Below are 26,771 nucleotides of genomic sequence, written 5' to 3' on the forward strand. Positions count from 1 at the left end.
AGCCGAGTGACTCGCGTTTGCCGTCGTTGCCTGATGTAACACTAGGGGAATTCTCGCGCTGGGTCCCCGTTGCGCGTCACAGTCGTTGGCGCTCAAAGAGAACCCAAGGAGACGGGAGCGAAGAGCAGCGAACGGAGTCTTAACAGGATGACGTGGCGCACCCTGACCGAATGAGCACCACCCTATTAGTGACCGGTGGAGCCGCGTGCCGCTAACGTAGCCGAATAGCTAAGCGCGATGAACCGGGCCAGCGCCCGGCTGCTCGTGATGCACCGCGAACCTACGCAGTGCGATGCACTGACCTCACTCACCCACCGCCGCGCGGCAGGCGGCCAGGGCGCGGCTGATGTGTTTTTCCACCATTTTGACCGAGATGCCCATGACGGCGGCGACTTCCGGGTAGGTGAGGCCGTCGAAGCGGTTGAGCATGAAGGCCTGGCGGCATTTGGGCGGCAGCGCGGGCAGCGTGTGGGTGTGCAGGTGCTGCAGGGTGCGGCGGGCGTCCACCAGCTGGTCCACCGCCGTGCCAGCGGCGGCGAGCGGTTCGCTGTCCTCCAGCGGCACATGGCGGGCGGCGTGCCTGCGGTGGCGCGTGCGCCAGTGCTCCAGCACCACGTTGTGGGCAATGCGGTACAGCAGCAGCTTGTAGCTGTGGATGTCTGGCGTGTTGCGGTAGGCCAGCAGGCGCAGCAGCGTTTCCTGGGCGAGGTCGGCGGCGGTGTGCGGGTCGCGCAGGCGCCGCCGCATGTAGGTGAGCAGCTCTGCCTGCAGCTGCACCACGGCCTGGTCGAAGCGTTCCCTGGCCGGCGCGTGCTCCTCGCGCACCTGCCAGCGCGTGGCGACGCGGCCAAGCGCGTAGAGACCCGCCGCGGGCGCGCGGGCCGGCAACTCGCGCACAGCGTAGGCGCTGCGGTGGCGCCACGGGCGGCTGCCGTAGCGCTCAACCGGCACCGCGCTTGCGGCGTGCGCGCGTGCCGCGACCACCTGGCCGATGACACCGTGGCGGTCTGCACGCGACGCGCCGGTCATGCCCTCACTCATCATGCGACATCTCCAGCAACGGGCCGGGCGCATGCGGTGCGCGCATGCGCTGCGGCGTGATCAATGTGGGTCTACAAGGCTGATGACCAGCTCGCCATCGCGCTGGCGGATGTGCAGCTTGCTGCCGATGGCAAAGCCCAATTGTTCCAGCCAGCGGCCGCGCAGGCGCAGGGTGGGAACACGCTGGTGACTGTCGGGATAGTACCCATAGCCAACGGTGCACTGCTGCGGCGCACGCGGGCGGCCGGGCTGCCGTGGTGTGCGGGGTTCGGCGCGGGGTTCGGGGATGGGCGTGCGCTCGAGGTAGCGCCGCGGCGGGATCGAAGGATCCAGCGAGCGCCAGACAACTTCGGTAGGCGGCGGCACCGTGGCGCGCTTGCGCGCAGGCGTGGGGCGGGATGGGGATCGACGCATGGCAAAGCCCTCCTTGACAAACAGGCCCCGTCGCGCGACGCGACGGGATGTCGGGAGGCTAGAAACCGCACGTAGCCGGCGGGCGTATTCCTCCCGAAGGAGTGTTGTATTAGCCGCCCTCCCGACGCAGGCATTGCGTCGGTTGCACCTGCGAGAATGCAGGCACAAAAAACCCACCGGTTTGACGGAGGTGGGTACCGCTACGTGAGGAGTTTCTAGGCTCCTTGCAGCCGAGATTGCTACGTGTGTGGTGATGTGTCAACTGGCAGCAGCGGGCCATTGCCACCGCACGTTCACTCGAAAAACGTTTATGCAGAGTCGCGCTGCCGCACACCGGCTATCGCTTCAACTTGACCCGATGCATCGCCATACGCACACTTCCAGTCGGAGCCTAGAAACTCCTTACAGAGCGGTCGCCACCTTCGAAAGCCGGTGGATTTTTTATGCCTGGTCGAAAGATCAGGTGTGGCTCGGCGTTCCTACGCCGGGAGGGCGGCCAATACAACACCCGCAAGGGGAATACGCCCGCCGTCTCTGTACGGTTTCTAGCCTCCCGGCATCCCGCTGCGTTGTGCAGCGGGAGCTGCCTCACGGCAAGGAGAGCGGCATGCACAACGAACCCGGCTACTGGATGTCCGAAGGCACGCAATACCACCTGCTCCGCGTACGCGACCAATTGCGCCTGCTCGCTACCTTGGCCACACCGCGTTCGCGCGACGAAGGCTCGCTCAGTGCACCAGCGATTCCACTGCAGCAATGGGCGTACTGCCTGCAGCACTTGGCCGAGCAGGTGAATGATGTACTGGGTGACTTGAGCAACCCCGGGTAGTGCGTTTCCTTCGATGCATGCAAGGCGCCATGTGAGCCGCCAAGCGTGCAGCGATCAGCAAACGACCTAATTTACCCGCGTGCACTACGCCCAGGCTATGAACAGTGCGTACAAGCAGAATGTCATGGACCGCATCACCTCCATAGCGCTGCATCGTACTGGTAGCATCAGCGCTGTGCACAAACGCGCGCGTGCAGCGGGCGCATGCATAAGGCGTACGCTTTAGCCGCCGGTAAAGCAACGAACAAGTAAATCGCCCGAGCGCGGCAGCCGTACAACTCGATGGCGCACGACGCCACGCCCTTCCCCTGCTAGCGATTGGGTATTAGCAGGTATCGGATGCTGCGGGTGGATGGCAGAGTCGTCGAATTGAATAAGTAAGCCTGCCCCGTTATTCCAGTGCGTCAAGAATAACCCCTAATTAGCGAAGAGAAATGGGAGCCCGGTATCAGCTGGGCTTTCTTCTCGCGGCCTTGCGAGCTTTTTTAGGCTTGACACCGAGCTTCACGCCGCCGAGGTAGAGGCCACGAACTGTCAAGAACGCGTCTGCCCCAAGACCAGCTAACAACGCTTCAGCCTCCTTGTTAAGGCGGCGAATCACTTCGCCGAAAGTCATTGCCTCGCCAGTTTCTGGATCCTCCCAAGTCTTCTGGCCACGCCATGAGATCCAGAGGACTCCCACGCGCCGATACTCCGGCGCCATGTACTGCCCAACCAACTGCATCCTCAGTGCGTCGCTCAGATTCTTGTAGGTGTAGCCATTCTCGCCAATCTTCAGTTCAACCGACGCCTGTTGACCTCCCGGTGCAGTAGAGATCAGGCGAATGTCCGTCTCTTTCTCTTCGGCCGTCACTGACTCTTGGGTAGTGGTGTAGGAGTTCAACGAACGTTGTCGAAACTGCGATGCGAGTTCGCGCCGTAGCAGCTTTTCCTCTGTGATCTTCTCCCAGAGTTCGCGGGGTGATTCATCCTGCCGAAGCAGGTCGTCTACATCATCAAGCCTCGACGCAAGTAGCTGCGCCATCTGCCACCGGCTTCGCGGGGCGACTTCGAAATTTTCCTCAAACGCGATCACGTCTCTCTCAGTCATCGCCTCAGCGTCCAGCTCCTGAGCGAGCTTCTCTCTTCCAATCGCAATCAGTCGGTCACGATAGCGCGCCACATCGGGGTCATCTGCCAAGCTGAGCTTCAATTTCCAAGCTTCCGGGCCTGGTGCATCGAGAAAAGCGTTCGAAAGCGAGCTTCTCGCATACTCAGCGTTATCACGAACGCCACTCTCACGCACGCCTCGCCGGGTGTCGTCGTCCTCGCTACGTACATGGCGATTGGCCAGACGAACAAATCGCAGGAGTAGTTCCGGCTGCTCGCTTAGGGTAGCGATATCGATCGTGGCGTGATGGCCGAAGAGCGCGCCGATCCACCGAACCATGTCTGATCTCTTGGCGGGCGTCACCGACTCACCTAGACGCTCCAACGCGTCCGCTAGCCCCGTGAGATTGATGCGCGCAAGAATGGGAAGCCAGAGATCAAGCGTAGGCTCGGTCGCGCCTTTTTCGATCGCCGCAAGCGCAGCGACTTCGAGAATCATTACATCGGCAGCCGTGCCCAACTCGAACAGGTATGAGGTTGCATGCTCCATCGTCTTCTGGTCAGGCCCAGAAATTGGACCTTCGGCCAGAACAGTGCGAACCCAGGTCTGAACGCGCGGTAGAAGCAGCGTTGCCACTGCCGGGGCACTGCGCTGAACATACCTCAGGAGCATTCCGTGCAAGTCGTCTCCGTCGCGCAACGTGTCTTCCAGCTCGGCTCCAATAATTTCTTCAACTGCCCGCGGGTGTCGCACCGCTAACTGCTCAACCCAACGCGGCAGGCGATTGAGATCCAGTAGCGCATACCGGCACGCAAGCTTCGCCTCGTCAGCGGAGAGCCTGTCGGCCCAATGCGGGTCTTCCGCTTCGGCGTATACGCCAGCGAGCCCCATGCGCCAGACGACAAGATAGGTGCCCTTCTCATCCTTCGCTCTCTCAGAGCGAACCGTTGGCGACCTCGTCCGCCAGTCAGCCGAGAACGCTGCTTGAAAACGATCGGCGATCTGCTTTCCAAACATCCGCTCGAGAAAGCCTCTGTTCCAGCCCGCATGCTCATGCTCACCTCGGTCGGTATCCATTGCGCGCCATACATCCCAGATCGTTCCTTCCACCCGTGCGGCAGCGAATACGTCATTCGGGTGCTCCGTGATCTCGCGAAAGCGCAGGCGCCAGTTAGACAGTCCACGGGCATGCTTGCGACGATTGGTTTCTTGGCGTTCGGCATCCTGTCTCATCCAGGCAGGCTGCTCTTGCGGCTCCGAGATGAGCTGGGCGAAGAAGTCCGCCTCAGCTTCGAGGTCCGCATTTCCCTGGGCAGCGGCTTGCAGCTTGCGCGCCCACGCCTCCCGATTTGTCTTCTTATGCGTAAATGACTTCGCAGTCTCCAACGCGAGTGCACGTTCCGCTTGGCTGCGCGCGGGGTCGGAGATCGCAGACACCACCCACTGTTCATCCTTGATCGGATCGACGCGGAAGCCGCCGTCGCTATGGACGCGGATCAAGCGCGCCCGAGCATGGCGGTCGCCATTGAGATGGTACTTCTGAGCAATGTCGTCTTGTGCCCAGTAGACCTCCGCGCGAACCTCGGGTGATGCATCACTGAGGGCCGCGTGAAGCGCCTTGGCATCCCCGTCAGCGTCATAATCCCCGCGGGCTAGGAGGAGCGACATAGCAATGTCGCGGGTGAGCGCGGAGTTGGTGCGGCCTTCCCGAAGGCGCCGAACGCTACTGGCGAAGAGAACCGGGACCAGGTTCTGCCGATTGGTGCAAAGCTTGTAATGCTCGTTATGCCAGTGGATGCCGCCCTCAACAAGCGCCGATAGTTCTCGATCGAGAAGTTCGACTTGATGCTGAGGAAGGTCTGGTTGCTCAGCGACATTGGCCAAATGTGTGTATTGGCCATAGACGGACTCCTCTTCAGCAGGCTCCGTCTTCAAAATGCCAACCAGCTGTTCAACGGTCATCGTGCCTGGGAAGAGCTCCAGGATTGCGCGCTGACGAAGCGACCATGGCCAGTTATTTTTGGACTTGGACATCTCGTCCAAAAGCAACGGGAGGCGCGGGTCCGATAGGCGTGCCAAGGCCGCCAGTGCACTGAAGCGCGTAGGGAGCTGTTCCTCCGGATCGATCGCTACTGCATAGGCGATGTCGGCGTTATCCACCATGATCCCGGCGCCGATCAAGCCAAGGAGCGCGTCCTTGACCTCGGGATTCTCGATGCCGGTCGACCAGAGATGGGCGACATCCGCGGTCAGTTCCCTTGAGGCGAAGCGCTCGACCTGTACTTGCGATACAGCTTGGCCGCGCCAAGTTCCCTTGCCTTGCTGAGCCACATAGGCGGCCAGCGCAGCCTGTCGCAGCGGAAGGTCGAGCGACTCCGGATCGCCAAAGTGTAGGAGGAGCGCAGGCTCATGCTTCAACACCTCCTGGCGCACATACTCATTTCCTGCGGCAAGCCATGCTACGACCGAGCGCATCGCCGGGCGCACGAGACTTTGGCCATCCGGGAGCGTGGCAAACAGCAGCCGTCCAAGTGCACGATGCGACATGCCGCGGGTGACAAAGCCTTGAATGTGCTCCGCGGCGAGAAACTCAATCACGGATCGGTGATAAAAGCGCACGCGGCCGTAGTTGGCAAAGCCGAACAGCGCTCGCTGCAACAGGGTGTCGATCTCTTCCCCGGTGAAGTCGCCGAGTACCTTTGACGGATCGACAGATCCATCACCAGACGCGCGGTCGGCATCATCCCCAAACCAAAGTGCGAACCGGCGGCGCATCAAGAGAGCGAACGCGAGGCGTGCAGAGGCCTCGCGCGCGCGCGCGCCGCTCAGATCTTTGCGTTCTTCGCGCTTGGGATTCTTCCTGAGCCTGATGTCGATTGCTGAACTGATCTGGTCGCGGTGGCGCTGGATGGCGCCATGCTCCTTCCAATCTCCGCATAAGTTCAAGAAGTCGAGAGGCCTTCGCGCGAAGTCGTATGCGTTGCGGGCTTCAATCGCCTTAAAGAGTGCATCTACATCATGGACTGTGGCCTCGTGCGCCAGCGTGCGCATCTGCTCTCTCCGAAGAGGCGACAGAGCGACCTCGCGCCATTGCGCCCGCTTAGGCTCTTCACGTTTTCGCGTCTCGACGTGCATTGCAACATTCGCAAATTCGGTCTCAGCGTCCTCTAAGGTTTCGGGTGAAGACACTGGGAGATACCTTGCGATGATCTGCCGGTCGATCGCGATCGGGCGCGTAGTGATGACAATCGTTGCGCGGTCGAGCTGGCCATGCAAAGAGCGCGCAATGGAGCGCACGGCGCGCTCGAATAGCCTCGGCGAGAGCTTCGCCTCGTCGATCGAGTCAAGAAAGAAAATGGCGCGCTCGGTATGCGCAGATTTCCAGGCATCGAAACGTGCTAGCTGGTCCGGATCGAAGCCTTCCTCAATTAACGTATCGCCTAGGGCCGCTAGTTCGGCGAAGAAAGCAGGACGACCTTCGTCCCAGAGCTGTTCTTGCATGCGCTGGCATTCATAGGTCTTTCCCATGCCTGCTTCAGATACGATAAGCACGCGATCAGACTCAAGAAGCACTGGCCAGTTAATCTTGCCGAGGCCCGTGAAATCAGCGAGGAACTCTGCTCTCTCAGGATCGTCAGTGTAATCCTTGGGGAGGTCGAAGAAAGTCCGGAGAACCGCGGAATGCCCCTGGAGCATGGCGAAATTTGACCTTAAGTGGTGAAAAGAAAAGGGGGTCAGGTTAGAGGTCAACCTGATCCCAGGTTCCGGTGCCACGCGGCGAAGTGACTCGGCCTAGAACGTATTAAGAATTTTTTAGTAGGGACGTGGAATTTCCAACCAATGAGGGTGGGTAGAACGACGAAATGGAGACCTGCCAGGGTTCCGGCAGGCGTTCGTAATGACTGGCCAGGGATCGGAACCGATTGACCCAACCGAAACTACGCTCCACGACCCAGCGCTCCAATGGTCTAGTCCCCTCGTGCCAAAGCACTGTACCAAGCGATCACTACGGCGACAGCTCGGGCGCCGGTAGCCGCGCCTCGCCCCACGCGAGCAAAGCATCCAACGCAGGGCACAGCGCCTGCCCCCAAGCCGTCAGCCGGTAATCCACCTGCGGCGGTACCTGTGGGTAGACGGTGCGGAGTACCAGGCCGTCGCGTTCAAGCTGGCGTAGTTGCTGGGCCAGCATCTTTTGCGAGATGCCGGGGACCAAGCGTTCCAGGTCGGAGTAGCGCTGCACCTGCCCGTCGAACAGATGAAACAGCAGCACTAATTTCCAGCGGCCCTGGATGAGATTGAGCAGGGCTTCGACATCGCAGGCGGCGGTGTCCGGGGTGTGCGGCTTTCCCATGGGTGCGTGACTTACCTTTGCGTGCGTTCTTGCGGGCGGTGATGCCGCTCCCGATGATGACATACACGTTTGCAGTGGAGACCACGCCATGACCCCTGCCCTGCCGGATGCGGTTGCCTGCTTCTTTACTGCCAGCAATCAGGGCGATGCGGCGGTGCTGCTGCCATACCTGGCTATTGATGCGGTGGTGCGCGATGCCGGTCATCAGCATCAGGGCGCGGCCGCGATTGCGGCATGGTTGGCGCATGCGCAGGCCACCACGCCGTACCGTGCGGTGCCGGGTGAGGCTCGCACCCACGGCGATGCGCTGCATGTCACCGCCGAAGTCTCAGGGGCATTCCCGCAGAGCCCGCTAGAGCTGGTGCATGTGTTCCGCTTGGTCGACGGCAAGATCGCAGCGCTGGAGATCGACTGAGCGGGTGGCGCGTGGGTCGCGTGCCTTGCGCTGCATGCTGCAGCCGCAGTTACCAGCAGGCGTGGCGCCAGCTGCGGCAGTAATCCTGCTGATATGCCGCTCAGGCCGCCGATGCGCGCATCGAACTCACAGAAACCGCACCACGCCAAGGCTGCGCGTTGCCGGAACGCCTTGGCCTTTATTCCCTCGCTTTGGAGGTACCGCCCCATGCATGCCTTGGTTGTTGTTGCACACCCCGAGCCACGCTCGCACACGCACGCAGTGGCCGCACAGTTACGCGATGCCATCGTGGCGTCGGATTCATCGCATACGGTTGAGGTCGCCGACCTGACGCAGGAGGGCTTCGACCCGCGCTTCACCCAGGCGGACGTTGCGTTGTTCCAGCAGCAGACTGCGCCGCCGCCGGATGTGGCGGCCGAGCATGCGCGGCTGGACCGTGCGGATGCATTAGTGCTGGTGTTTCCGATCTATTGGTGGTCGTTTCCGGCGCTGCTCAAGGGCTGGATCGACCGGGTGTTTACGCTGGGCTGGGCGTTCGACGAAAGCGCTGACGGAAAGATCATAAAGAAGCTGCAGCATCTGGACGTGCATCTGCTGGCCATCGGCGGCGCAGACGAGCGCACCTATGCACGCCATGGCTATTTCGGTGCGATGAAGACCCAGATCGCCCACGGCATCTTCGATTTCTGCGGGGCGCCGGTACATACCACCGAACTGCTGTTGCTGCCTGATGCACAGTTTCCGGAGTCGCACTACGCCACAGCGCGCGCGGTGGGTGGACGGGTGTTTGGCGCCAAGGTGTAAACCGGTCGCGCTGCGGTGGACTACGGCCGTGCGGGGACGCTGCGTACGCCGGTGAGACCCGGATGCCCTGCTTCTACATCCACGCTATTGGCCGTGGCTTGCTGCCATGCTGCACGTAGTGCGTCTTGCGAGCCATCGGCAAAGGCTGCCCTGGGCCGGGCCAGATGTAGCACCGGGCTACGCAGGCTCACGGTGTAGGTTTGCCCAGGCGTGAGCCTGTAGTTGCGTTGCAGATCCACTATGACGACTCGCCGCTGACCCGGCGCAATGGTGACGTAAGTGTCCTCCGGCGCGCCCTCCAGATTGACGTAGACGCCATCGTATGGAGCCTCGCTGCCGCTGGTATCGCGCACGCTCAGCACGTTGTTCATCATCGACCCGTGCCTGTTTAACCGTGGAAAGGATTGATCGAGCAGCTCTACCGCCTGGTCGCCATCATTCTGGGCGACGATCTGCAAACGCGTCGCCTGCTCGGGTAGCTGCGGGCTGTGTGGAGGCTGTTCCAGCTGTACGTGCAGCCTGCCGGCCGCGATTGCGGGGCTGCTGCAAAGCAGTGCGGTAGCGATCAGGATGACGGCCCAGGGCTTCATCGAATGTCCTTGTGCTTGGCAGGTGGTGGTTGGCTTGCTGTCTTCATGGTGTTTGCGCGGACGCCAACACACCGCTCGAATATGGTGTATCACCTTGCCAACCTCTCGGTGAGAGCGTGGAGGCAGCTCATGCATCAGCGTCATTGATCACCCACTGCGGGCGATGAGGAGATCTTAGGGTGCTGCCTAATCACGTGCTGCTTGAAATCGAAACACCATGCCGCCCTGTTGCGCATCTTCGCCAAAGGTCACTGTGACCGTCGCTCCTCCATTCATCGCCTCATGACGAAAGGTCAGCTCGGCGTTGAAGAATAAGGCGCGCAGAGCGCTCGGCGGAAAGAAGACCTGCGCAGTATTGGCTCAGCCGCATGGCGCCGCAACGTCGAGGGGCATGGCGGATGCACACCTGCTAACGCGCGTGCCCCTGTGCCTGCCGCACGCGCCCGCTCCACCGCACCACACGCTATACAGCGAGGGCAGACGGTGCGGCCACCCTGCAAGTTGGCCTTGGCTGCTTACGCCGGCACACGCACCGCCTCTGCCAGCAGGGCGCGCTGCCTGTACAGATGCTGCTGGAAGCGGCTGGCGTAGTCCTGCGCCACCGCGCCGATGACGCTGGGCCGCGCGGCCAGGGCGGCGCGCCATGCGCCGACGCGCGGCAGCCCTTCAAAGATGGGTGCACAGACATCGGCGGGCAGCAGGCCGAAGTAGCGCAGCAGCGGGGCGAACACCACATCGACCATGCCGAACGTGGGGCCGGCGAAATACGGGCCCTGGCCCAGCGCCTGCTCGAGCTTTTGCAGCTTGCCGCGGAAGGCGGCGCTGGCGGTGTCGGCGCTGGCCTGGTCGCTGGCATTGAGGAACTGCCAGGCGTCGGCAAAGGTGGGCGCGGCAAACTCGATCCAGGCGCGTTGCTGTGCACGTTGCAGCGGGTCGCGCGGGTACAGGCTGGTGCTGCCGCTGGTCTCGTCGAGGTAGTCGCAGATCACCACGCTCTCGAACAGGGTGGCCACGCTGCCGTCCGGCTGGCCGATGCGCAGCAGCGGCACCTTGCCGGTGGGCGACAGGGCCAGGAACCAGTCCGGCTTGGCGTGCAGGTCGATGTCCACGCGCTCGAAGGCGACGGCGTGTTCCAGCAGCACGATGGCGGCGCGTTGCACGAACGGGCACAGCGGGTGGCTGATCAGGGTGAGGGTGTTGGGCATGGGCAATGGCTCGCGTTGCGAAAGGGGGGTGCCAGGGCAGCCGTGGGCCGGCCTTGCCTGCATGGCAGAAAACGCCTGCGCATCGCCATGCAACCGGTGCATGGCGATACGCAGGCGCAGGTGGGTGCCGGCAGGGCGGCGAGGCGCGCCGCCTGCCGGCGCCTGGCGGGGGGCCGCCAGGCTCAGCCGTTGAGCAGGCGCCCGCCGTCGACCACGATTTCCGAACCCACCGTCCAGCTGGATTCGTCCGAGGCCAGGTACAGCACGGCCTTGGCCACCTCTTCCGGGGTGCCGAAGCGGCCCATCGGGATGCTGGCGGCGATTTCCTCGTTGAGCTTTGCACGGTAGGCGTCGGGCACGCCGAGCTTGTCGTACAGCGGGGTTTCCACCGGGCCGGGGCTGACGGCATTGACGCGGATGCCGCGGCCCAGCAGCTCGCTGGACAGGGTCTTGGTCATGCTGAGGAAGGCGGCCTTGGTGGCGGCATACACCGACGAGCGGGCCATGCCGGCATGCACGTTGACGGAAGTGTTGAGCACCACCGAGGCGGGGTTGGCCAGCACCGGCAGCAGCGCCTGCAGCAGGAAGTACGGGCCCTTGACGTTGATGGCGAAGGAGGCGTCGAAGGCCTGCTCGGTCCACTCTTCGATCGGCACCCAGACCGAGACGCCGGCATTGAGGAAGACGACATCCAGCTGGCCGTAATGGGCCTGCACCGCCTGCGCCAGCTCCTGCTGGGCGGCAACGCTGGCCGAGTCGGCGCGCAGCACCGGCACGTCGGGCCCCAGGATGGCCTGGGCCTTGGCGATGGAGTCGGGGTTGACGCCGGTGACGATGACGCGGGCGCCTTCGGCGAGGAACTGCTTGGCGGTTTCCAGGCCAATGCCGGTGGTGCCGCCGGTGATGAGGGTACGTTTGCCTGCAAGACGTGACATGGTGTGCTCCTGATGGTGCGGTGCCCGGCCGCCGTATGGCGGCCTTCGATGCGGCATCTTCGCCCCATGCGCCTGCTGCTATAAGATCCTGCGGGAACATAACCTTCATGCGCTGTGCGCATGAATCGAGGACGCATGGACCGGTTTCTGCTGATGACCTGCTTTGCCCGCGCGGTGGAGACGGGCAGCTTTTCCGCCGCCGGGCGCGACCTGGGGCTGGGCCAGCCCAACGTCAGCCGGCATGTGGCGGCGCTGGAGCAGCACCTGCAGACCCGGCTGCTCAACCGCTCCACCCGCAAGCTGGTGCTCACCCCGGAGGGCGAGCGCTATTACGCGGAGGTGCGCCGCATCCTGGATGCGGTGGGCGAGTCTGAAATGGCGCTGCGCGACGACGTGCAACCGTCCGGGCTGCTGCGGGTGGCCTGCCCCACGGCGTTGTCGCATACCTTCGTGCTGCCGCTGGTGCCGGCGTTCTTGCAGCGGTTTCCGGCACTGGAGCTGGACCTGCAGATCAACGACCGCTACGTGAACCTGCTCGACGAAGGCGCGGAGCTGGCCATCCGCATCGGCCACCTGGACAGCAGCGCGCTGCGCGCACGCCGCATCGGCGCGTTCACGCGGGTGACGGTGGCCAGCCGCGCCTACCTGGACAGGCGCGGGGTGCCAGCCGTGCCCGAGGACCTGCGCCACCACGACTGCGTGCTGTACACGCTGCTCAGCACCGGGGCGAGCTGGCGTTTCCGCGATACCGACGTGCCGGTGTCCGGCCGGTTCCGGGTCAACTCGCCCGAGGCCGCGCGGGCGGCGGTCAGCGCCGGGCTCGGCATCGGCCTGGGCCCGGCGTGGCTGTACGAAGAAGGCCTGGCCTCGGGCGAATTGCAGACCGTGCTGGATGCCTTTGCGCCGCCGCCGGCGCCGATGCAGATTGTCTACGCCGCCAACCGGTTGGTGCCCAAGCGCGCGCTGGTGTTCATGGATTTCATTGCCGAGGCGTTTGCAAAGATTCCGCAGCTCAACCGTTAGCGCCACCTGCGCTGCGGTGGTGCCGGTGCCGGGGCGCCGCCGGCGCTTCGCTTTCCTGCACGCATGTGCCGCTGCGGGCGCGGGAATGCTCAACTTTGTTCGCCCGCGCGCAGCCTGCGCGCAAGGCTCGCCTAAGCTCGCGGCACCTTCCCCATGCACGGCTGCCACGCCCATGTTGAGCAGACACGTTCTCGCGCTTGCCACCTTCATGGCATTGAGCGGTTGTAAGCAGGCCAGCGAGCAAGCGACCGCGCCCACCGCACCCACACCTGCGGCGGCAGCCACCGCGGCGGCACCGGCGCTGGATATCAACGAACTGGATCCAGGTGCCGACGCCTGCCAGGATCTCAATGCCTTCGCCAACGGCAAGGCGCTGGCCAGGGGCATCCCCGACGACGAGGTGGGCATCGGCACCTCGTATGACGTCTACAACGCCAGCTATCGGGATCAGCACGCCATTGCAGAGGCCTTGCTGAAAGCGCAGCCGGCCAGCGGCTCGGTGGAGCAGCTGGTCAGGACGTTCTACGCCTCGGGCATGGACGAGGCGGGCATCGAGCGCCTGGGCGCGGCGCCCATCCAGCCGCGGCTGGCGGCGATCGATGCCTTGAAAGATGCGGGCGACATTGCCGGCTTCATCACCCAGCGCCACGCCGAGGGCGCCAACGTGCTGTTCCAGTTCGTTGCCCAGCCCGACGCGCAGAGCGTGTCGAAGATGGTGGGCTATGCCCTGGTCGAAGGCATGACGCTGCCCGCAAAAAATTATTATGTGGACGCGCAGTACGCTCCCATCCGCAAGGCCTACCTTGCGTACATCCAGCGCACGTTCGTCCTGGCCGGCGTGCCGGCCGAGCAAGCGGCCGTGCAGGCCGGGCAGGTGCTGCAGCTGGAAAGCCGCCTGGCCGCCGCACTGCTCACACCGGCCGAGCAGCGCGAGCCGAAGAACATGTACCACTGGCTCACCACCGCGCAGGCCAATGCGCTGACGCCGCACTTCGCCTGGGACCGCTTCATGGCCGCGCAAGGTGTCACCGGGGAAAGCGGCCTGGCGCTGTCGCAGCTGGCGTTCTTCAAGGCATTCGATGCGCAGTTGCAGCGCGCGCCGGTGGCGCAATGGAAGGCCTACCTGCGCTTCCGCACCATCGACGATGCGGCGCCGGCACTGAGCAAGCCATTCGCGCAGAACCACTTCGCGTTCCACTCCACAACGCTGGAGGGCCGGCAGGTGCAGCAGCCGCGCTGGAAACAGGTGATCACCACATTGAACCAGACGATCGCCGAGGCAATGGGCCAGCTGTATGTCGCCCAGAAATTTCCCCCGGCCTCCAAGCAGCAGGTGCTGGCGCTGGTGGAGAATGTGCGCGCCGCCATGAAGCTGCGCATCACGCACGCCGACTGGATGAGCCCTGCGACCAAGGCCAAGGCATTGGACAAGCTGGCCAACATGATGCCGAAGATCGGGTATCCGGACACCTGGCGGGCGTGGTCGGGCCTGCAGCTGGACACCGGCACCTACCTGCAGAACATCGAACGGGCGGCGGCGTTCAATCACCGCGCCGAGATGGCCAAGGTCGGCAAGCCGGTGGACCGCAAGAGCTGGGGCGATGTGGCGCCGCAGACCGTGAATGCCTTCTACGCACCACGCGAAAACAGCATCTACTTTCCCGCGGTGATCCTGCAGCCGCCGCTGTTTGCGGCAACGGCCGACGATGGCCTCAACTATGGCGGAATCGGCGGGTTCATCGGCCACGAGATCAGCCACGGCTTCGATGACGAGGGCAGCCAGTTCGATGCCATCGGTGCCAACCGGAACTGGTGGCTGCCGGCGGACCGGGTGGCCTTCGAGGCGCGCACCGGCAAGATCAAGCAGCTGGTGGGCCGCTACGTGCCGCTCAAGAGCAGGCCGGACCTGCACGTCAACGGGCAGCTGGTGCTGGGCGAAAGCATCGCCGACTTCACCGGGGTCACCATCGCCTACGACGCGCTGATGCTGGATCTGCAACAACACCCCGAGCGCAATGTCGCCGTGGACGGCTACACGCCCGAGCAACGCTTCTTCATCAACTGGGCCCGGCTGTATCGCAATGCGCGCCGGGAAGAAGTGCAGGTGAAGGCGCTCAACGCCGACCCGCACCCGCCCAGCGTGGTACGCGTCAACGCCGGGCCGTCCAACATGCCGCAGTACGCCAAGGCGTTCTCGTGCAAGGCCGGCGATGCGATGGTGCGCTCCGATCAGGAGCGTGCACAGGTCTGGTGAGGCGGGCGTTTTGCCGCGTGGTGGGTTGGTGGCCGTGGATGCATGGATGGCATTGCAGCGGCATGTGCGAACAGTCTGCAGCGCATGGTGGCATCGCGCCCTCGACGCGGGCCGTGATGCGGTCGTCGTGACGGCACCACTTCGTTTTTGCGCATACTGGCCGCTGATCGCGTTGGGGGAATGCTCAACTTTGTTCGTCTGCGCGCAGACTGCGCCAAGCGCTCGACTAAGCTCGCTGCACTCCCCCATGTACGGCTGCCACGACCATGTTGAGCAGGAACCTTCTCGCGCTTGCGGCCTTCATGGCATTGAGCGGTTGCAAGCAGGCCAGCGAGCAGGCAATCAACGCCAAACCTGCAGCGCCGGTTCCGATGGCCACTGCCGCTGCACCGGCGTTGGATATCAACGAACTGGATCCCGCTGCCGACCCCTGCCAGGATCTGAATGCCTTTGCCAACGGCAAGGCGCTTGCCAGAGGCATCCCTGACGACGAGGTTGGCATTGGTACCTCGTTTGATTTCTACAACCGCGCCTATCGGGATCAGCACGCCATTGCAGAGGCGTTGCTGCAGTCGCAGCCGACAGCCGGTTCGATCGAGCAGCTGGTCAGGACGTTCTACGCCTCGGGCATGGACGAGGCGGGCATCGAGCGCCTGGGCGCGGCGCCGATCCGGCAACGGCTCGCCGAGATCGATGCGCTGAAGGATGCGCGCGCCATTGCCGGCTTCATTACCCAACGTCATGCCCAAGGCGCCACGGTGCTGTTTCAGTTTGTTGCGCATCCGGATGAAAAGGACGTTTCGACGATGGTGGCCTATGCCAACGTCGAAGGCATGACGCTCCCCTCCAAGGATTACTATGCCGATGCGCAATATGCCGGCATTCGCAAAGCCTACCTGGCGTATATCGCGCGGTCGTTCGTGCTGGCGGGAACACCGGCCGCACAGGCATCGGTGCAGGCAGCGCAGGTGCTGCAACTGGAAAGCCGCCTGGCCGCCGCGCTGCTGACGCCGGCCCAGATGCGCGAGCCCAGCAACACCTACCACTGGCTCACCACGGCACAGGCCAATGCGCTGACGCCGCATTTTGCCTGGGACCGCTTCATGGCCGCGCAAGGCGTCGAAGGGGAAAGCGGCCTGGCGCTGTCGCAGCTGGCGTTCTTCAAGGCATTCGATGCGCAGTTGCAGCGCGCGCCGGTGGCGCAGTGGAAAGCCTACCTGCGCTTCCGCGCCATCGACGATGCGGCACCGGCCCTGAGCAAGCCGTTCGTGGAGAACCATTTCGCGTTTTACGCCAAGACGCTGGAGGGCCGGCAGGTGCAGCCGCCACGCTGGAAGCAGGTGATCGATGCGTTGAACACGACGATCGCCGAGGCGATGGGCCAGCTCTATGTGGCCCGCCACTTCTCTCCTGCCTCCAAGCAGCAGGCGCTGGCGCTGGTGGAAAACGTGCGTGCCGCCATGAAGCTGCGCATCACGCATGCCGACTGGCTGAGCGCTCCGACCAAGGCCAAGGCATTGGACAAGCTCGCCAACATCGTTCCCAAGATCGGGTATCCGGACCGGTGGCAGGATTGGTCGGGCTTGCGGCTGGAAGAGGGCGCCTATCTCGGCAATATCGAACGTGCGGCCGCCTTCAACCACCGCGCCGACATGGCCAGGATCGGCAAGCCGGCCGATCGGATGAGCTGGGACGATGTGGCGCCGCAGACCGTAAATGCCTTCTACGCGCCGCGCCAGAACAGCATCTTCTTTCCTGCGGTGATCCTGCAGCCGCTGTTGTTCAGTGCCACTGCCGACGATGGCCTCAACTATGGCGGGATCGGCACCATGATCGGTCACGAGATCAGCCATGCCTTCGATGACGAGGGCAGGCAATTCGATGCCATCGGCGCCACACGCAATTGGTGGTTGCCCGCGGATGTTGCCGCGTTCGACACCCGCACCGACAGGATCAAGCAGCAGATGAGCAGCTACGTGCCGCTCAAGAACCGCCCGAACCTGCACGTCAACGGGCAGCTGGTGCTGGGCGAGAGCATCGCCGACTTCACCGGGGTCGGCACCGCCTACGATGCGTTGATGCTGGATCTGCAACAGCACCCCGAGCGCAACGTCGCCATCGATGGGTATACGCCCGAGCAGCGCTTCTTCATCAACTGGGCGCGGAAGCACCGCAGTGCGCGCCGGGAAGAAGCACAGGTGAAGGCGCTCAACGCCGACCCGCATCCGCCCAGCGTGGTACGCGTCAACGCCGGGCCGTCCAACATGCCGCAGTACGCCAAGGCGTTCTCGTGCAAGGCGGGCGATGTGATGGTGCGCTCCGATCAGGAGCGTGCACAGGTCTGGTGAGGCGGGCGTTGGGCGGTGCGGCGGCCGCGCAGGCCGCTGTGCTGCGTTGACGGCCTGCCGGGCCGTGCCCGGTGAGGCGCCGGGCTGCTGCAGCCGCGCCGGTGGTGCCTCCTGCACGGCCGTGCATTCGGCCCGCGCAGTGCACGCTTAGTCGAGCGGTCTGGGCGCCGGGCGCTGGTAGTGGGAAAACGTCTTGTAGAGCGCTGCGGCGCGCTCGTCGGCAACGGCGTTTTCGACGCCGCTGAGTCCTTTCGCCGCGATGGCGCGCGCGGCTTTGCCATCACCCAGCAGGGACGCCAGGCGCAGGTAGGCCAGGCTGTCGACCAGGTTCTTGTGCTGCGTGTCGCTGGCATACACCTCCGACAGGCCGTAGTAGGCATACAGGTTGCCGGCCAGTGCGGCCCGCCGCAGGATGCCGATGCCGGCGGAGAAGCGGCCGGCAACTGCGGTCTTGATGCCGTAGACCACCGTGGCGGCCTGGTTGCCTGCCTGCGACGCTGCCTTGAGCTGGTCCAGGTGCAAGGTATCCAGGCGTGCGCGCTCGCTCTCGGTGGGGTAGCCGTGGGTGAGCAGCCACTGTGCTTCTGCCTCGGAGTCGGCCACCAATGGCCCACTGGTCTTGCAAGCGCCCGGACCCTGCGGGCACAGGTAGCGCCGTGCCTGCTGGCTCACGCCCTGGGTGAGGGCGGTTGTTCGATCCGGCGACGGCGCTGCTGCGCCGGGGCCTGCCGTGGGTGTGGCCGCTGCAGGCGTGGCCGCTGACGCTTGGTCGGTAGGCGCTGGCCGGCCTGTGTCTGTGCAGGCGGCGAGCGCACTGCACAGGGCGGCCAGGGCCAGGACGTGGGTTGTGCGCATGGGTCACTCCATTCCGTTGAAGACGGCGGCATGGTGCGCGATGTCGGCGCGCCATGCGACTGCGGCCTGTGCCTGTGGGCATGGGAAGCCGACACTGCCCCGAGGGGAGCGGGCAGCGAGCTCCGTGCCGTTGGCCCCCTCGCTCAGGCACCTGCCCCGTTGATCGCCCACTGCGCCGCAAAGGCGCGTTGGTAGGCCGGCCGGCGCTCGGCGCGGGCGACATAGGCCAGCAGTTCGGGGAAGGCGTCCAGCAGGCCGAAGTGCCCGATGCGCAGCAGCACCGACGCCATCAGCAGGTCGCCGACGCTGAAGTCGCCATCGAGCCAGGCGTTGCTGCCCAGGTGCGCGGTGAGGTGCTGCAGGCGCCGGCGGATGCGCTTTTGCAGCAGCGGCATGCGCTCTGCGGTCCAGGGTTTGTCGGCTTCCAGCAGCGTGGCGGTGGCCAGCTCCAGGCTGGGCGGCTCCACCGTGTTGAGCGCGGCAAACATCCAGGCGATGGCACGGGCGCGGGCGTTGGGGTCGGCCGGCAGCAGGCCGGGATAACGCTCGGCGATGTGCAGGACGATGGCGCCGGTTTCGAACAGCACCAGCGCGCCCTGTTCGAAGGTGGGGATCTGGCCGAACGGGTGCAGGGCCAGATGCGCGGGTTGCTTCAGCGCGGCGAAGGGCAGCCGCCGCACCTGGTAGGGCTGGCCCACCTCTTCCAGCGCCCAGCGCACGCGCAGATCGCGCACCAGGCCCCTGCCGCCGTCGGGCGAGCGTTCGAAGGCGGTGATGGTGATGGTCATGCAGACGGCTCCGTTGAGGTGAGCGGGCTACGGTGCCGGTTGCCGCCGGTGCGTGCAAAGGGCGGACCGGGTCATGCCGCGGCCGGCTCGGTGGCCGGAGGGTGCCACGCCCCGGCCCGGCGGCGCAGCGGACCGGGCCATGCCCGGCGCTGGCAGCCCCTTGCGGCGCCGGCTTGCTGGCTGGAGGCGACCAGCCAGGGCGCGAAAGCGACCTGATTCAGGCCGGCAGGCGGTTTGAAACAAATTGCTCCCCTGGTCTCGCCTTTTCCGTATATCGTGCGCTACGTCACAATAAAATGTGACTGGTGTCGCACTTTATTAGCGGATCAAGGATTTCCACATGACCGACAACATGCTGGCGCTCACCACGCCGTTGGTGGGCGGGCGCGGTGCGCCAGCGCAAGGATGGTTGGCCATGCCGCCGCCGTTGATGGCCTCGTTCGACGAGCGCTGCGCGGCCCCGGCACCGCAGCTGCCCGCACCGGCCTCGGACATGCCGGGCCTCAGGCGCCTGCTGCGCAAAGGCGCGCGCGGCCTGCTGCGTACCCTGCCCTGGCGGCACCAGGACCGGCTGTATTACCTGCACACCTTCGGGCGGCTGCCGGACCTGTATGCGCCCAAGTGCTTCAACGAGAAGATCCTCTACCGCAAGTGCGTGCACGGCGATTACCCGCTGTACCAGCGGCTGGCGGACAAGTTTGCGGTGCGCCCGTATGTGGCGGCCAGGATCGGCGAGGCGCACCTGATCCCGCTGCTGCTGGACAGCACCGACCCGCAGGAGCTGTTGCGCCTGCCGCAGTGGCGGCAGACCGTGATCAAGGCCAACCACGGCGCGGCGATGGTGGAGGTGGTGCGCGAGGAGCCGGACGCGGTGCAGAAACGGCGCATCATCGAGCGCTGCGGCCAGTGGCTGCGCACCGACTTCTCCGACATGGTGCGCGAGATCCATTACCGCGATATTCCGCCGCGGATCCTGGTGGAGGAGTACATCGGCGATGCGCAGCAGGTGCCGGTGGACTACAAGTTCCACATGTTCCGCCAGGCCGACGGCAGTTTTCAGTACGTGCTGCAGGTGATCTACGGGCGCTTCGACACGCCCAAGCTGGCGATGACCTTCTTCGTGAACAACCTGCACACGGCCTTCCACCGCATCCGCGACGACGGGCGCACGCCGCCCAGCCCGCCGGCGCTGCTGGAACAGGCGCTGGAACTGAGCAAGCGGCTGGCGGGCGATGTCGATTACGTGCGGGTGGACTGGTACATCCAGCGCGGGCAGATCTACTTCGGCGAGCTGACCTTCACCCCGGGTGCGGGGCTGGTCACCGGCCTGGACCGCGGGCTGGACCGGATGATGGGCGACATGTGGGTGCAGCGGCGGGCGCCGCTGGACCCGTCCTTTGCGACGGACGGCATCCGCATGCGGGTGCCGACGCGGTGAGGTGAGTACGGCCGCGGCACGCCACGCGGCTGCGGGCAAGGGAAACGTGCACCGCGCCGTCGCACTGCCGCCGGCCACAGTGCGCCTGGCGCGCCAGCCGGCAGCGGCGGATACTCCACGGCCGCCGATGCGCCCGCATCCGGCGCACCGCCGACCGCGGTGCCGCACTTGCCCCCTTGCATGGACGCCCCCTTGCCGAACCTTCGCCTACACCGCTGCCTCCCACTCGGCCTGCTCTGCGCGTTGTGCGCGTGTACCGGCGCCGGCACCCCCGGCGCGCCGCGCCCGGAAGCCGAGCACTTCACCCTTGCCAACCTGCAGCAGCTTGGCTGCACGGTCACCGCCACGCCCAAGCGCACCAGGCACAAGATCCCGCTGATGGGCGAGGTCGATGGCTATGGCGTGACCAGCACCACCGCCTGCGCGACGCACCTGATCAGCCTGCTGCAGCCGATGACCTACGAGGACGCGGTGTGGGAAGGCGCACGTACCGCCGCCGGCAACTTTGCCAAGGAGCACGGCTTCGATCGCGAAAGTTACGAAGGCCGGCTCGGCGAGTACAGCGAGATCGAGGTGTTCAGCCACGGCGGCACGCCGGTGGGCTTCGAGTACAACGTGCAGGCCCGGGGCACGCTGCATTCGGTGATCGTGCTCTCCGACAGCATCGCGCCGGACGCGGCCTTCGAGGCGGTGTTGAAGACCAAGTTGTAGGGGGGCGCTGTCAGCGCGAAAGACGATTTCTCCGGAGTAACCGCTCCGAGCGCATCACGTGAACCACGACGACGCGCTGCCCATCCACACGGTAGAACACGCGGCACGGTGGTTCGACGATTTGACGGTAGCGGGAGCGCTTGAGCTCCTGCGGGCGGCTCCCGCTCTCCGGGTGCTCGGCCAATTGCTCGACATGCGCAACCACCCGTCTCACCAGTGCCGCTGCGGCGGCTGCGTCCTCAAGTGCAATGTAGTCGGCAATCGCGTCCAGGTCGGCCACCGCCGGCTCCGACCAGACTATTTCAGCCATCGCGCCAGGCGTTGTTTGGCCTGCTCGTGGCTCAGGCTGCGGCCTTCCGCTACCGCCATTTCACCACGGGCGATACCTTCGAGGATCGCCATCCGCTGCTGCAGGCGCTCATAGCTGGTGACATCGACCAGATATGCGCTGGGCAGACCATGCTGGGTAATCAGGATCGGCTCCTTGTCGCGCTCGACATCAGCGAGGAGTTCGGTGGCCTGACGCTTGAGCGTGGTGACAAGTTCTGTGCGCATGGAGTGACACTAAAGTATCACTCAGGGTGAGGCAAGTCGGCTGCGCCGGGCGAGGCGGCCGACCTGGCTACACCCCACCCAACGGCCGCAGGCACAACCAGATGGCGCACCAGTGCAAGAGCGCGCCGCCCAGCACGTGGGCGTGCCAGATGGCGCGGTTGTAGACCAGCGACTTGCGTACGTAGAAGGTGACGCCCACGGTGTAGAACGCGCCGCCGGCGGCGATCAGCCAGAGCACGGTGCTGTCCAGGCCGGCGACGAACGGCTTGATCACCACGATGCCGGCCCAGCCCAGCAGCAGGTAGATCGCCACCCAGAAGCCCTTGGCGATGCCGGGCAGGAACAGCTTGGCAAACACGCCGAACAAGGCCACGCCCCACACGCCCAGGATCATCGCCCAGCGCCAGGTGCCGTCCAGGGCGACCAGCAGGAACGGCGTGTAGGAGCCGGCGATCATCACGAAGATGCCGGCGTGGTCGAACTTGCGCAGCATCGGCTGGCGCTGCGGCGGGGCGAAGTTGTAGGCCGCCGAGCAGCCGAACATCACCAGCAGCCCCAGCGCGTACACGCAGGTGGCCAGCAGCATGGTCTGGTTGGCGTGGGCGCGCCAGACCATCCAGGCACCGCCGACGATGGCCAGGAACAGGCCGGCCGCATGCACGATCACATCGGCACGGCGGGCGGAGCGGGTCTTGTAGTGCGGGGCGGTGATGCTGGGGGAAACGGGCACGGCGGTTCTTCGAGATGGGGGAGCCCACGCCGTGCAGGCAACGGTGACGCGGCGGGGGCAACAGAATACCCGGCTTGCTGAATCCGCTCAGTGACACAGGCTCGCCGGTTTGGCCTCGGTCTCATACCCTGAGACACCTCCCCTGTCTCATGCCCCTCTTTGGGAGCCGCCGTATGCCTCCGTTTGCCCTCGCTCCCCGCACCGAAACCGCCGAACGCGCGCTGGCCACCACCGATGGCCGGCCCAGCCGCGATGGCGCACTGCTCACCGAACGCCTGGAACGGCGTTACCACGACCGCATCACCGGCAGCTTCACCCTGCCCGGCCGCGAGGGCCGCTATGCGCCGATCCCGGACGACGTGCCGGCCGCGCTGGCCGACGCCTTGCGCGCGCGCGGCATCGACCGGCTCTACAGCCACCAGGCCGACGCCTGGGCGGCCACCCAGCGCGGCGAGCATGTGGCGATCGTGACGCCCACCGCCTCGGGCAAGTCGCTGTGCTACACGTTGCCGGTGGTGAGCGCGGCGATGACTTCCGGCGCCAAGGCGCTGTACCTGTTCCCGACCAAGGCGCTGGCACAGGACCAGGTGGCCGAGTTGCTGGAATTGAACCGCGCCGGCGCGCTGGGGGTGAAGGCCTTCACCTTCGACGGCGATACGCCGGGCGATGCGCGCCAGGCGATCCGCCTGCATGGCGACATCGTGGTGAGCAACCCGGACATGCTGCACCAGGCGATCCTGCCGCATCACACCAAGTGGGCGCAGTTCTTCGAGAACCTGCGCTATGTGGTGATCGACGAGATCCACACCTACCGCGGGGTGTTCGGCAGCCACGTCACCAACGTGCTGCGCCGGCTCAAGCGCATCTGCGCGTTCTACGGCGCCAACCCGCAGTTCATCCTGTGCTCGGCCACCATCGGCAACCCGCATGCGCACGCGCAGGCCTTGATCGAAGAGCAGGTGCACGCGATCACCGAGTCCGGCGCGCCCACCGGAGACAAGCACGTGCTGCTGTGGAACCCGCCGGTGGTCAATGCCGACCTGGGCCTGCGCGCGTCGGCACGCTCGCAGAGCAACCGCATTGCGCGCATCGCGATCAAGAGCGGGTTGAAGACGCTGGTGTTCGCGCAGACGCGGCTGATGGTGGAAGTGCTGACTAAGTACCTCAAAGACATCTTCGACCACGACCCGCGCAAGCCGCCACGCATCCGTGCCTACCGCGGCGGCTACCTGCCCACCGAACGGCGCGAGGTGGAGCGCGCGATGCGCGCGGGCAATATCGACGGCATCATTTCCACCTCGGCGCTGGAACTGGGCGTGGATATCGGCGCGCTAGACGTGGTGATCCTCAACGGCTACCCCGGCAGCGTGGCGGCGACCTGGCAGCGCTTCGGCCGTGCCGGGCGGCGCCAGCAGCCGGCGCTGGGCGTGCTGGTGGCCAGCTCGCAGCCGCTGGACCAGTACGTGGTGCGGCACCCGGATTTCTTCGCCGATGCCTCGCCCGAGCACGCACGCATCGCGCCGGACCAGCCGCTGATCCTGTTCGACCACATCCGCTGCGCGGCGTTCGAGCTGCCGTTCATTGCCAGCGAACCGTTCGGGCCGATCGACCCGCTGGTGTTCCTGGAAGCATTGGCCGAAAGCGAGGTGATCCACCAGGAAGGCGACCGCTGGGAATGGATCGCCGACAGCTACCCGGCCAATGCGGTGAGCCTGCGCTCGGTGGCCGACGGCAACTTCGTGGTGGTGGACAAGAGCGACGGCAAACAGCAGATCATTGCCGAGGTGGATTACTCGGCCGCTGCGCTGACCTTGTACGAAGGCGCCATCCACATGGTGCAGAGCACGCCGTACCAGGTGGAGCGGCTGGACTGGGAAGGCCGCAAGGCCTATGTCACGCGCACTCACGTGGACTACTACACCGACAGCATCGACTACACCAAGCTCAAGGTGCTGGACCGCTTCGACGGCGGCGCGGCCGGGCGCGGCGATTCGCATCACGGCGAGGTGCATGTGGTGCGGCGCGTGTCCGGCTACAAGAAGATCCGCTACTACACGCACGAGAACATCGGCTACGGCCCGGTCAACCTGCCCGACCAGGAACTGCACACCACCGCGGTGTGGTGGCAGCTGCCGCAGGCCACCCTGGGCAAGGCGTTTGCGTCCAAGCAGGACGCGCTGGATGGATTCCTGGGCGCCGCCTATGCGCTGCACGTGGTGGCCACGGTGGCGGTGATGGCCGATGCGCGCGACCTGCAAAAAGCCGTGGGCAATGGCGACGGTGCGTGGTTTGCGGTGGCCGACCAGACCGGGCGCGGGCAATTGCGCGGCGTGGACGAAGGCGAAGAAGGCGCGGTGGAATTGCAGCAGGCGTTTGTGCCCACCGTGTATCTGTACGACAACTTTCCTGGCGGGGTGGGCCTGAGCGAGCCGCTGTGGCTGCGCCAGGCCGAGCTGCTGCAGCGCGCCGACGAGCTGGTGCGGCGGTGCGATTGCAGCGCCGGCTGCCCGGCCTGCGTGGGCCCGGTGCTGGCCGCGCACGAGGAAGGCAAGGGCGAGTCGCCCAAGTCGCTGGCCTTGACGGTGCTGGCGCTGTTGTTCGATGCCGATGCGCCGTTGCGGCATGCCACCCAGGTGGACGAGGACCTGGCGCTGGACGTGCTTGCATGAGTGTAAGTGCGGACCGGCTGCGGCTGTTGCGGCGCCAGGCCGGGCATGCCGATGTGCGTGCGCCGGTGGCGGTTGCAGACGGCGATGCAGCGCATGGCGCGCAGGCAGCGCCTGTGGTTGATGCGGATGCCGGAATTCTTGGTGGAGTGCTCCAACTGCATTCCAATGCAGGCGCGCCTGTTGCGCCGCATGCAGCGATGGCACGCGCAGTCGTGGATCCTGCTCCTACTAGCGACATTGCCGCACGTGAGGTGCGTCGTGGTGCATCTTCGCCCTGCGATGCGCCGGCGATCGCGCAGACCGGCGTGGACGATGAAACCTCAGCGTTCGCGACCGAATGCATGATGCTTTCGCCTGCACAACAGATGCATTCCGCAGTGGTCGGACGAACATCTGGTAAAGCAGTTGTTGTGGGCGATGCGCGCACGCGTGCCGCAAGTGAAATGTCTTCAACGGCACCGACGCGTGAGCCGGCAGCGCCGGTGCCTGGCAGCGACCCTGGTGTGAGCGCAGAACGTTTGCGCCTGCTACGCCGTCAGGTCGGCGGGCTGACGCCTGCACCGCGCAGGGACGATGCGGTGATGCCCACGCGTGCCCAACGTCAGCCTGCACCGGGTGCGGCTGCGTCTGCGTCACGCGCCCTGCCGCGCGGTGTGATTACGCCAAGCGCGCAGCCCGGCAGCGCAGAGGCTGTCCGTGCGCCCCGTCCCCAGCCCGCCGCAGCGGCGATGACGCGCCGCGCCCTGCAGGCGCCGGTTGCGGCGCCGCCTGCGCGCGATACCTCGGCGTTTGCCTGGGTGGAGCACGAGGTGCGCCACAAGCCGGCAGGCGCGGCGGCCGATGCGGCCGCGCGCATGCCGGCGGTGCGCGCGACACCGGCTGCGCCCACATCACTGCCGGCACCGCAGCGACGTACCGATATCGCCGGGCTGCGCCGGATGATCGGCCTGCGCGAGCGCGCGGTCTCGACGCACGCGCCGCTGCGTGCGGCCTCCACCGACCGGCAGCTGCCCGGCAACGAGATCGCGCCCGGCCTGCACCTGATCGAAGCCTTCCTGCCGCAGGCGATTCCGCACCAGGCGCTGTCGCTGGCCTTCGCCAAGCGCGAGGACGCGGTGGACCCGATGGACCTGCTGTTCTTCGACACCGAGACCACCGGCCTGGCCGGCGGCACCGGCACGCGCGCCTTCATGATCGGCGTGGCCGATTGGCACATCGACGCTGCGCAGGGCAGCGGGCTGCGCGTGCGCCAGCTGATGATGTCCACGATGGCGGCCGAAAGCGCGATGCTGGACCTGTTCCGCAGCTGGCTGTCGCCGCAGACGGTGCTGTCCAGCTACAACGGGCGCTGCTACGACGCGCCGTTGTTGAAGACGCGCTACCGGCTGGCGCGCCGCGGCGACCCGATCTCCGCGCTGGACCATGTGGACCTGCTGTTCCCCACACGCCGGCGGTATCGCGGCACCTGGGAGAACTGCAAGCTGGCCACCATCGAACGGCAACTGCTGCGCGTGGTGCGCGAGGACGACCTGCCCGGCTCCGAAGCCCCGGCGGCATGGCTGAGCTACCTGCGCGGCGGCAGCGCGCGCAACCTGCGCCGCGTGGCCGAGCACAACCACCAGGACGTGGTGACCTTGTCGCTGCTGCTGCAGCGCCTGGTGGCGGTGGAGGCACAGGACCGCGAGGTGATTCCGTTGATGGACGCGCCTTGAGGTCGATGCGCGAT

General features: G+C 65.5%; 22 protein-coding genes and 1 pseudogene. 10 read left to right on the forward strand and 13 right to left on the reverse strand.

Annotated features, from left to right (window positions below):
- Positions 1-303: 303 nt before the first annotated feature.
- Both EO139_RS03690 and EO139_RS03695 read right to left on the reverse strand, forming a co-directional pair.
- On the reverse strand, positions 304-984 hold the full coding sequence (locus tag EO139_RS03690; protein ID WP_241235904.1) for an RNA polymerase sigma factor: 681 nt from the start codon (positions 982-984) through the stop codon (positions 304-306).
- 117 nt (positions 985-1,101) lie between these two features.
- Positions 1,102-1,455 (reverse strand): SymE family type I addiction module toxin, encoded by a 354-nt coding sequence (locus EO139_RS03695; RefSeq protein WP_126969341.1) that lies wholly within the window; start codon positions 1,453-1,455, stop codon positions 1,102-1,104.
- A gap of 607 nt (positions 1,456-2,062) precedes the next feature.
- Between EO139_RS03695 and EO139_RS03700 the strand changes: the two genes are divergently transcribed.
- Positions 2,063-2,284 carry a hypothetical protein gene (locus EO139_RS03700; RefSeq protein WP_164739718.1) on the forward strand — a complete coding sequence of 74 codons (222 nt, stop codon included), beginning with the start codon at positions 2,063-2,065 and terminating at the stop codon, positions 2,282-2,284.
- Positions 2,285-2,732: 448 nt separating this feature from the next.
- On the opposite strand, the gene EO139_RS03705 is transcribed toward EO139_RS03700, so the two are convergent.
- The 3 genes and pseudogenes from EO139_RS03705 to EO139_RS03715 all read right to left on the reverse strand — a co-directional run bounded on the left by EO139_RS03705 (position 2,733) and on the right by EO139_RS03715 (position 7,725).
- Positions 2,733-7,124 carry a hypothetical protein gene (locus EO139_RS03705; protein ID WP_126969345.1) on the reverse strand — a complete coding sequence of 1,464 codons (4,392 nt, stop codon included), beginning with the start codon at positions 7,122-7,124 and terminating at the stop codon, positions 2,733-2,735.
- A pseudogene (locus EO139_RS03710) lies at positions 7,121-7,332 on the reverse strand (transposase); the annotation flags it as partial. The gene EO139_RS03705 and the pseudogene EO139_RS03710, both read right to left, overlap by 4 nt.
- A 48-nt stretch (positions 7,333-7,380) precedes the next feature.
- Complete coding sequence (locus tag EO139_RS03715; RefSeq protein ID WP_126969348.1) at positions 7,381-7,725, reverse strand: helix-turn-helix domain-containing protein; 345 nt, start codon at positions 7,723-7,725, stop codon at positions 7,381-7,383.
- 88 nt (positions 7,726-7,813) lie between these two features.
- On the opposite strand from EO139_RS03715, the gene EO139_RS03720 reads away from it, so the two are divergent.
- Together EO139_RS03720 and EO139_RS03725 are read left to right on the forward strand one after the other, a co-directional pair.
- Positions 7,814-8,140 carry a nuclear transport factor 2 family protein gene (locus EO139_RS03720; protein ID WP_126969350.1) on the forward strand — a complete coding sequence of 109 codons (327 nt, stop codon included), beginning with the start codon at positions 7,814-7,816 and terminating at the stop codon, positions 8,138-8,140.
- 207 nt (positions 8,141-8,347) lie between these two features.
- Positions 8,348-8,944, forward strand: coding sequence for an NAD(P)H-dependent oxidoreductase (locus EO139_RS03725; RefSeq protein WP_126969352.1), 597 nt, complete (start codon positions 8,348-8,350; stop codon positions 8,942-8,944).
- A 20-nt stretch (positions 8,945-8,964) separates the two neighbouring features.
- Here EO139_RS03725 and EO139_RS03730 read toward each other — a convergent pair whose 3' ends face one another.
- From EO139_RS03730 to EO139_RS03740, 3 genes are all read right to left on the reverse strand, one after another.
- Positions 8,965-9,534 (reverse strand): hypothetical protein, encoded by a 570-nt coding sequence (locus EO139_RS03730; RefSeq protein WP_126969354.1) that lies wholly within the window; start codon positions 9,532-9,534, stop codon positions 8,965-8,967.
- A gap of 515 nt (positions 9,535-10,049) precedes the next feature.
- On the reverse strand, positions 10,050-10,739 hold the full coding sequence (locus EO139_RS03735; RefSeq protein WP_126969356.1) for a glutathione S-transferase family protein: 690 nt from the start codon (positions 10,737-10,739) through the stop codon (positions 10,050-10,052).
- A gap of 182 nt (positions 10,740-10,921) precedes the next feature.
- Complete coding sequence (locus EO139_RS03740) at positions 10,922-11,674, reverse strand: SDR family oxidoreductase (protein ID WP_039518017.1); 753 nt, start codon at positions 11,672-11,674, stop codon at positions 10,922-10,924.
- A gap of 135 nt (positions 11,675-11,809) precedes the next feature.
- Here EO139_RS03740 and EO139_RS03745 point away from each other — a divergent pair, with 135 nt between their 5' ends.
- From EO139_RS03745 to EO139_RS03755, 3 genes are all read left to right on the forward strand, one after another.
- Positions 11,810-12,697: a LysR family transcriptional regulator gene (locus EO139_RS03745; protein ID WP_126942000.1), complete on the forward strand. Its 888-nt coding sequence runs from the start codon at positions 11,810-11,812 to the stop codon at positions 12,695-12,697.
- Between the two features lie 172 nt (positions 12,698-12,869).
- A complete protein-coding gene (locus tag EO139_RS03750; protein ID WP_126969358.1) occupies positions 12,870-14,951 on the forward strand; it encodes a M13 family metallopeptidase in 2,082 nt (693 codons plus the stop codon).
- A 266-nt stretch (positions 14,952-15,217) separates the two neighbouring features.
- Positions 15,218-17,299 carry a M13 family metallopeptidase gene (locus tag EO139_RS03755; protein ID WP_126969360.1) on the forward strand — a complete coding sequence of 694 codons (2,082 nt, stop codon included), beginning with the start codon at positions 15,218-15,220 and terminating at the stop codon, positions 17,297-17,299.
- A 147-nt stretch (positions 17,300-17,446) separates the two neighbouring features.
- Here EO139_RS03755 and EO139_RS03760 read toward each other — a convergent pair whose 3' ends face one another.
- A complete protein-coding gene (locus EO139_RS03760; protein ID WP_126969362.1) occupies positions 17,447-18,154 on the reverse strand; it encodes a hypothetical protein in 708 nt (235 codons plus the stop codon).
- 143 nt (positions 18,155-18,297) lie between these two features.
- Complete coding sequence (locus EO139_RS03765; RefSeq protein ID WP_126969364.1) at positions 18,298-18,942, reverse strand: glutathione S-transferase family protein; 645 nt, start codon at positions 18,940-18,942, stop codon at positions 18,298-18,300.
- A 340-nt stretch (positions 18,943-19,282) separates the two neighbouring features.
- Between EO139_RS03765 and EO139_RS03770 the strand changes: the two genes are divergently transcribed.
- Together EO139_RS03770 and EO139_RS03775 are read left to right on the forward strand one after the other, a co-directional pair.
- Positions 19,283-20,380, forward strand: a complete 1,098-nt coding sequence (locus tag EO139_RS03770) for an ATP-grasp fold amidoligase family protein (protein WP_241235905.1) — start codon at positions 19,283-19,285, stop codon at positions 20,378-20,380.
- Between the two features lie 192 nt (positions 20,381-20,572).
- On the forward strand, positions 20,573-21,091 hold the full coding sequence (locus tag EO139_RS03775) for a hypothetical protein (RefSeq protein ID WP_184353709.1): 519 nt from the start codon (positions 20,573-20,575) through the stop codon (positions 21,089-21,091).
- Positions 21,092-21,101: 10 nt separating this feature from the next.
- Here the strand turns inward: EO139_RS03775 and EO139_RS03780 are convergent, their stop codons facing one another.
- The 3 genes from EO139_RS03780 to EO139_RS03790 form a co-directional block, all read right to left on the reverse strand.
- Positions 21,102-21,401, reverse strand: coding sequence for a type II toxin-antitoxin system RelE/ParE family toxin (locus tag EO139_RS03780; protein ID WP_104585946.1), 300 nt, complete (start codon positions 21,399-21,401; stop codon positions 21,102-21,104).
- On the reverse strand, positions 21,389-21,646 hold the full coding sequence (locus EO139_RS03785; RefSeq protein ID WP_104585948.1) for a type II toxin-antitoxin system Phd/YefM family antitoxin: 258 nt from the start codon (positions 21,644-21,646) through the stop codon (positions 21,389-21,391). Before EO139_RS03785 ends, EO139_RS03780 begins: the two co-directional genes overlap by 13 nt.
- Positions 21,647-21,713: 67 nt before the next feature.
- Complete coding sequence (locus EO139_RS03790; RefSeq protein WP_126969369.1) at positions 21,714-22,376, reverse strand: hemolysin III family protein; 663 nt, start codon at positions 22,374-22,376, stop codon at positions 21,714-21,716.
- A 173-nt stretch (positions 22,377-22,549) separates the two neighbouring features.
- Between EO139_RS03790 and EO139_RS03795 the strand changes: the two genes are divergently transcribed.
- Together EO139_RS03795 and EO139_RS03800 are read left to right on the forward strand one after the other, a co-directional pair.
- Entirely contained in the window at positions 22,550-25,045 is a 2,496-nt protein-coding gene (locus tag EO139_RS03795; RefSeq protein ID WP_164739719.1) for a DEAD/DEAH box helicase, read from the forward strand.
- Positions 25,042-26,757 carry a ribonuclease H-like domain-containing protein gene (locus EO139_RS03800; protein ID WP_206515116.1) on the forward strand — a complete coding sequence of 572 codons (1,716 nt, stop codon included), beginning with the start codon at positions 25,042-25,044 and terminating at the stop codon, positions 26,755-26,757. Before EO139_RS03795 ends, EO139_RS03800 begins: the two co-directional genes overlap by 4 nt.
- The last annotated feature ends 14 nt before the right edge of the window (positions 26,758-26,771 follow it).

This window comes from Xanthomonas sp. BRIP62411 (assembly GCF_003993525.1).
Taxonomy (GTDB): Bacteria; Pseudomonadota; Gammaproteobacteria; order Xanthomonadales; family Xanthomonadaceae; genus Xanthomonas; species Xanthomonas euroxanthea.

What these genes read in the sequence shown, in the direction of transcription:
- EO139_RS03720 (WP_126969350.1), top strand. Translation starts at nt 7,814, where the DNA reads ATGACCCCTGCCCTGCCGGATGCGGTTGCCTGCTTCTTTACTGCCAGC.
- EO139_RS03765 (WP_126969364.1), bottom strand. Translation starts at nt 18,942, where the DNA reads ATGACCATCACCATCACCGCCTTCGAACGCTCGCCCGACGGCGGCAGG.
- EO139_RS03800 (WP_206515116.1), top strand. Translation starts at nt 25,042, where the DNA reads ATGAGTGTAAGTGCGGACCGGCTGCGGCTGTTGCGGCGCCAGGCCGGG.
- EO139_RS03695 (WP_126969341.1), bottom strand. Translation starts at nt 1,455, where the DNA reads ATGCGTCGATCCCCATCCCGCCCCACGCCTGCGCGCAAGCGCGCCACG.
- EO139_RS03760 (WP_126969362.1), bottom strand. Translation starts at nt 18,154, where the DNA reads ATGCGCACAACCCACGTCCTGGCCCTGGCCGCCCTGTGCAGTGCGCTC.
- EO139_RS03700 (WP_164739718.1), top strand. Translation starts at nt 2,063, where the DNA reads ATGCACAACGAACCCGGCTACTGGATGTCCGAAGGCACGCAATACCAC.
- EO139_RS03780 (WP_104585946.1), bottom strand. Translation starts at nt 21,401, where the DNA reads ATGGCTGAAATAGTCTGGTCGGAGCCGGCGGTGGCCGACCTGGACGCG.
- EO139_RS03715 (WP_126969348.1), bottom strand. Translation starts at nt 7,725, where the DNA reads ATGGGAAAGCCGCACACCCCGGACACCGCCGCCTGCGATGTCGAAGCC.
- EO139_RS03795 (WP_164739719.1), top strand. Translation starts at nt 22,550, where the DNA reads ATGCCTCCGTTTGCCCTCGCTCCCCGCACCGAAACCGCCGAACGCGCG.
- EO139_RS03745 (WP_126942000.1), top strand. Translation starts at nt 11,810, where the DNA reads ATGGACCGGTTTCTGCTGATGACCTGCTTTGCCCGCGCGGTGGAGACG.
- EO139_RS03725 (WP_126969352.1), top strand. Translation starts at nt 8,348, where the DNA reads ATGCATGCCTTGGTTGTTGTTGCACACCCCGAGCCACGCTCGCACACG.
- EO139_RS03740 (WP_039518017.1), bottom strand. Translation starts at nt 11,674, where the DNA reads ATGTCACGTCTTGCAGGCAAACGTACCCTCATCACCGGCGGCACCACC.
- EO139_RS03785 (WP_104585948.1), bottom strand. Translation starts at nt 21,646, where the DNA reads ATGCGCACAGAACTTGTCACCACGCTCAAGCGTCAGGCCACCGAACTC.
- EO139_RS03770 (WP_241235905.1), top strand. Translation starts at nt 19,283, where the DNA reads ATGACCGACAACATGCTGGCGCTCACCACGCCGTTGGTGGGCGGGCGC.
- EO139_RS03755 (WP_126969360.1), top strand. Translation starts at nt 15,218, where the DNA reads ATGTTGAGCAGGAACCTTCTCGCGCTTGCGGCCTTCATGGCATTGAGC.
- EO139_RS03750 (WP_126969358.1), top strand. Translation starts at nt 12,870, where the DNA reads ATGTTGAGCAGACACGTTCTCGCGCTTGCCACCTTCATGGCATTGAGC.
- EO139_RS03735 (WP_126969356.1), bottom strand. Translation starts at nt 10,739, where the DNA reads ATGCCCAACACCCTCACCCTGATCAGCCACCCGCTGTGCCCGTTCGTG.
- EO139_RS03730 (WP_126969354.1), bottom strand. Translation starts at nt 9,534, where the DNA reads ATGAAGCCCTGGGCCGTCATCCTGATCGCTACCGCACTGCTTTGCAGC.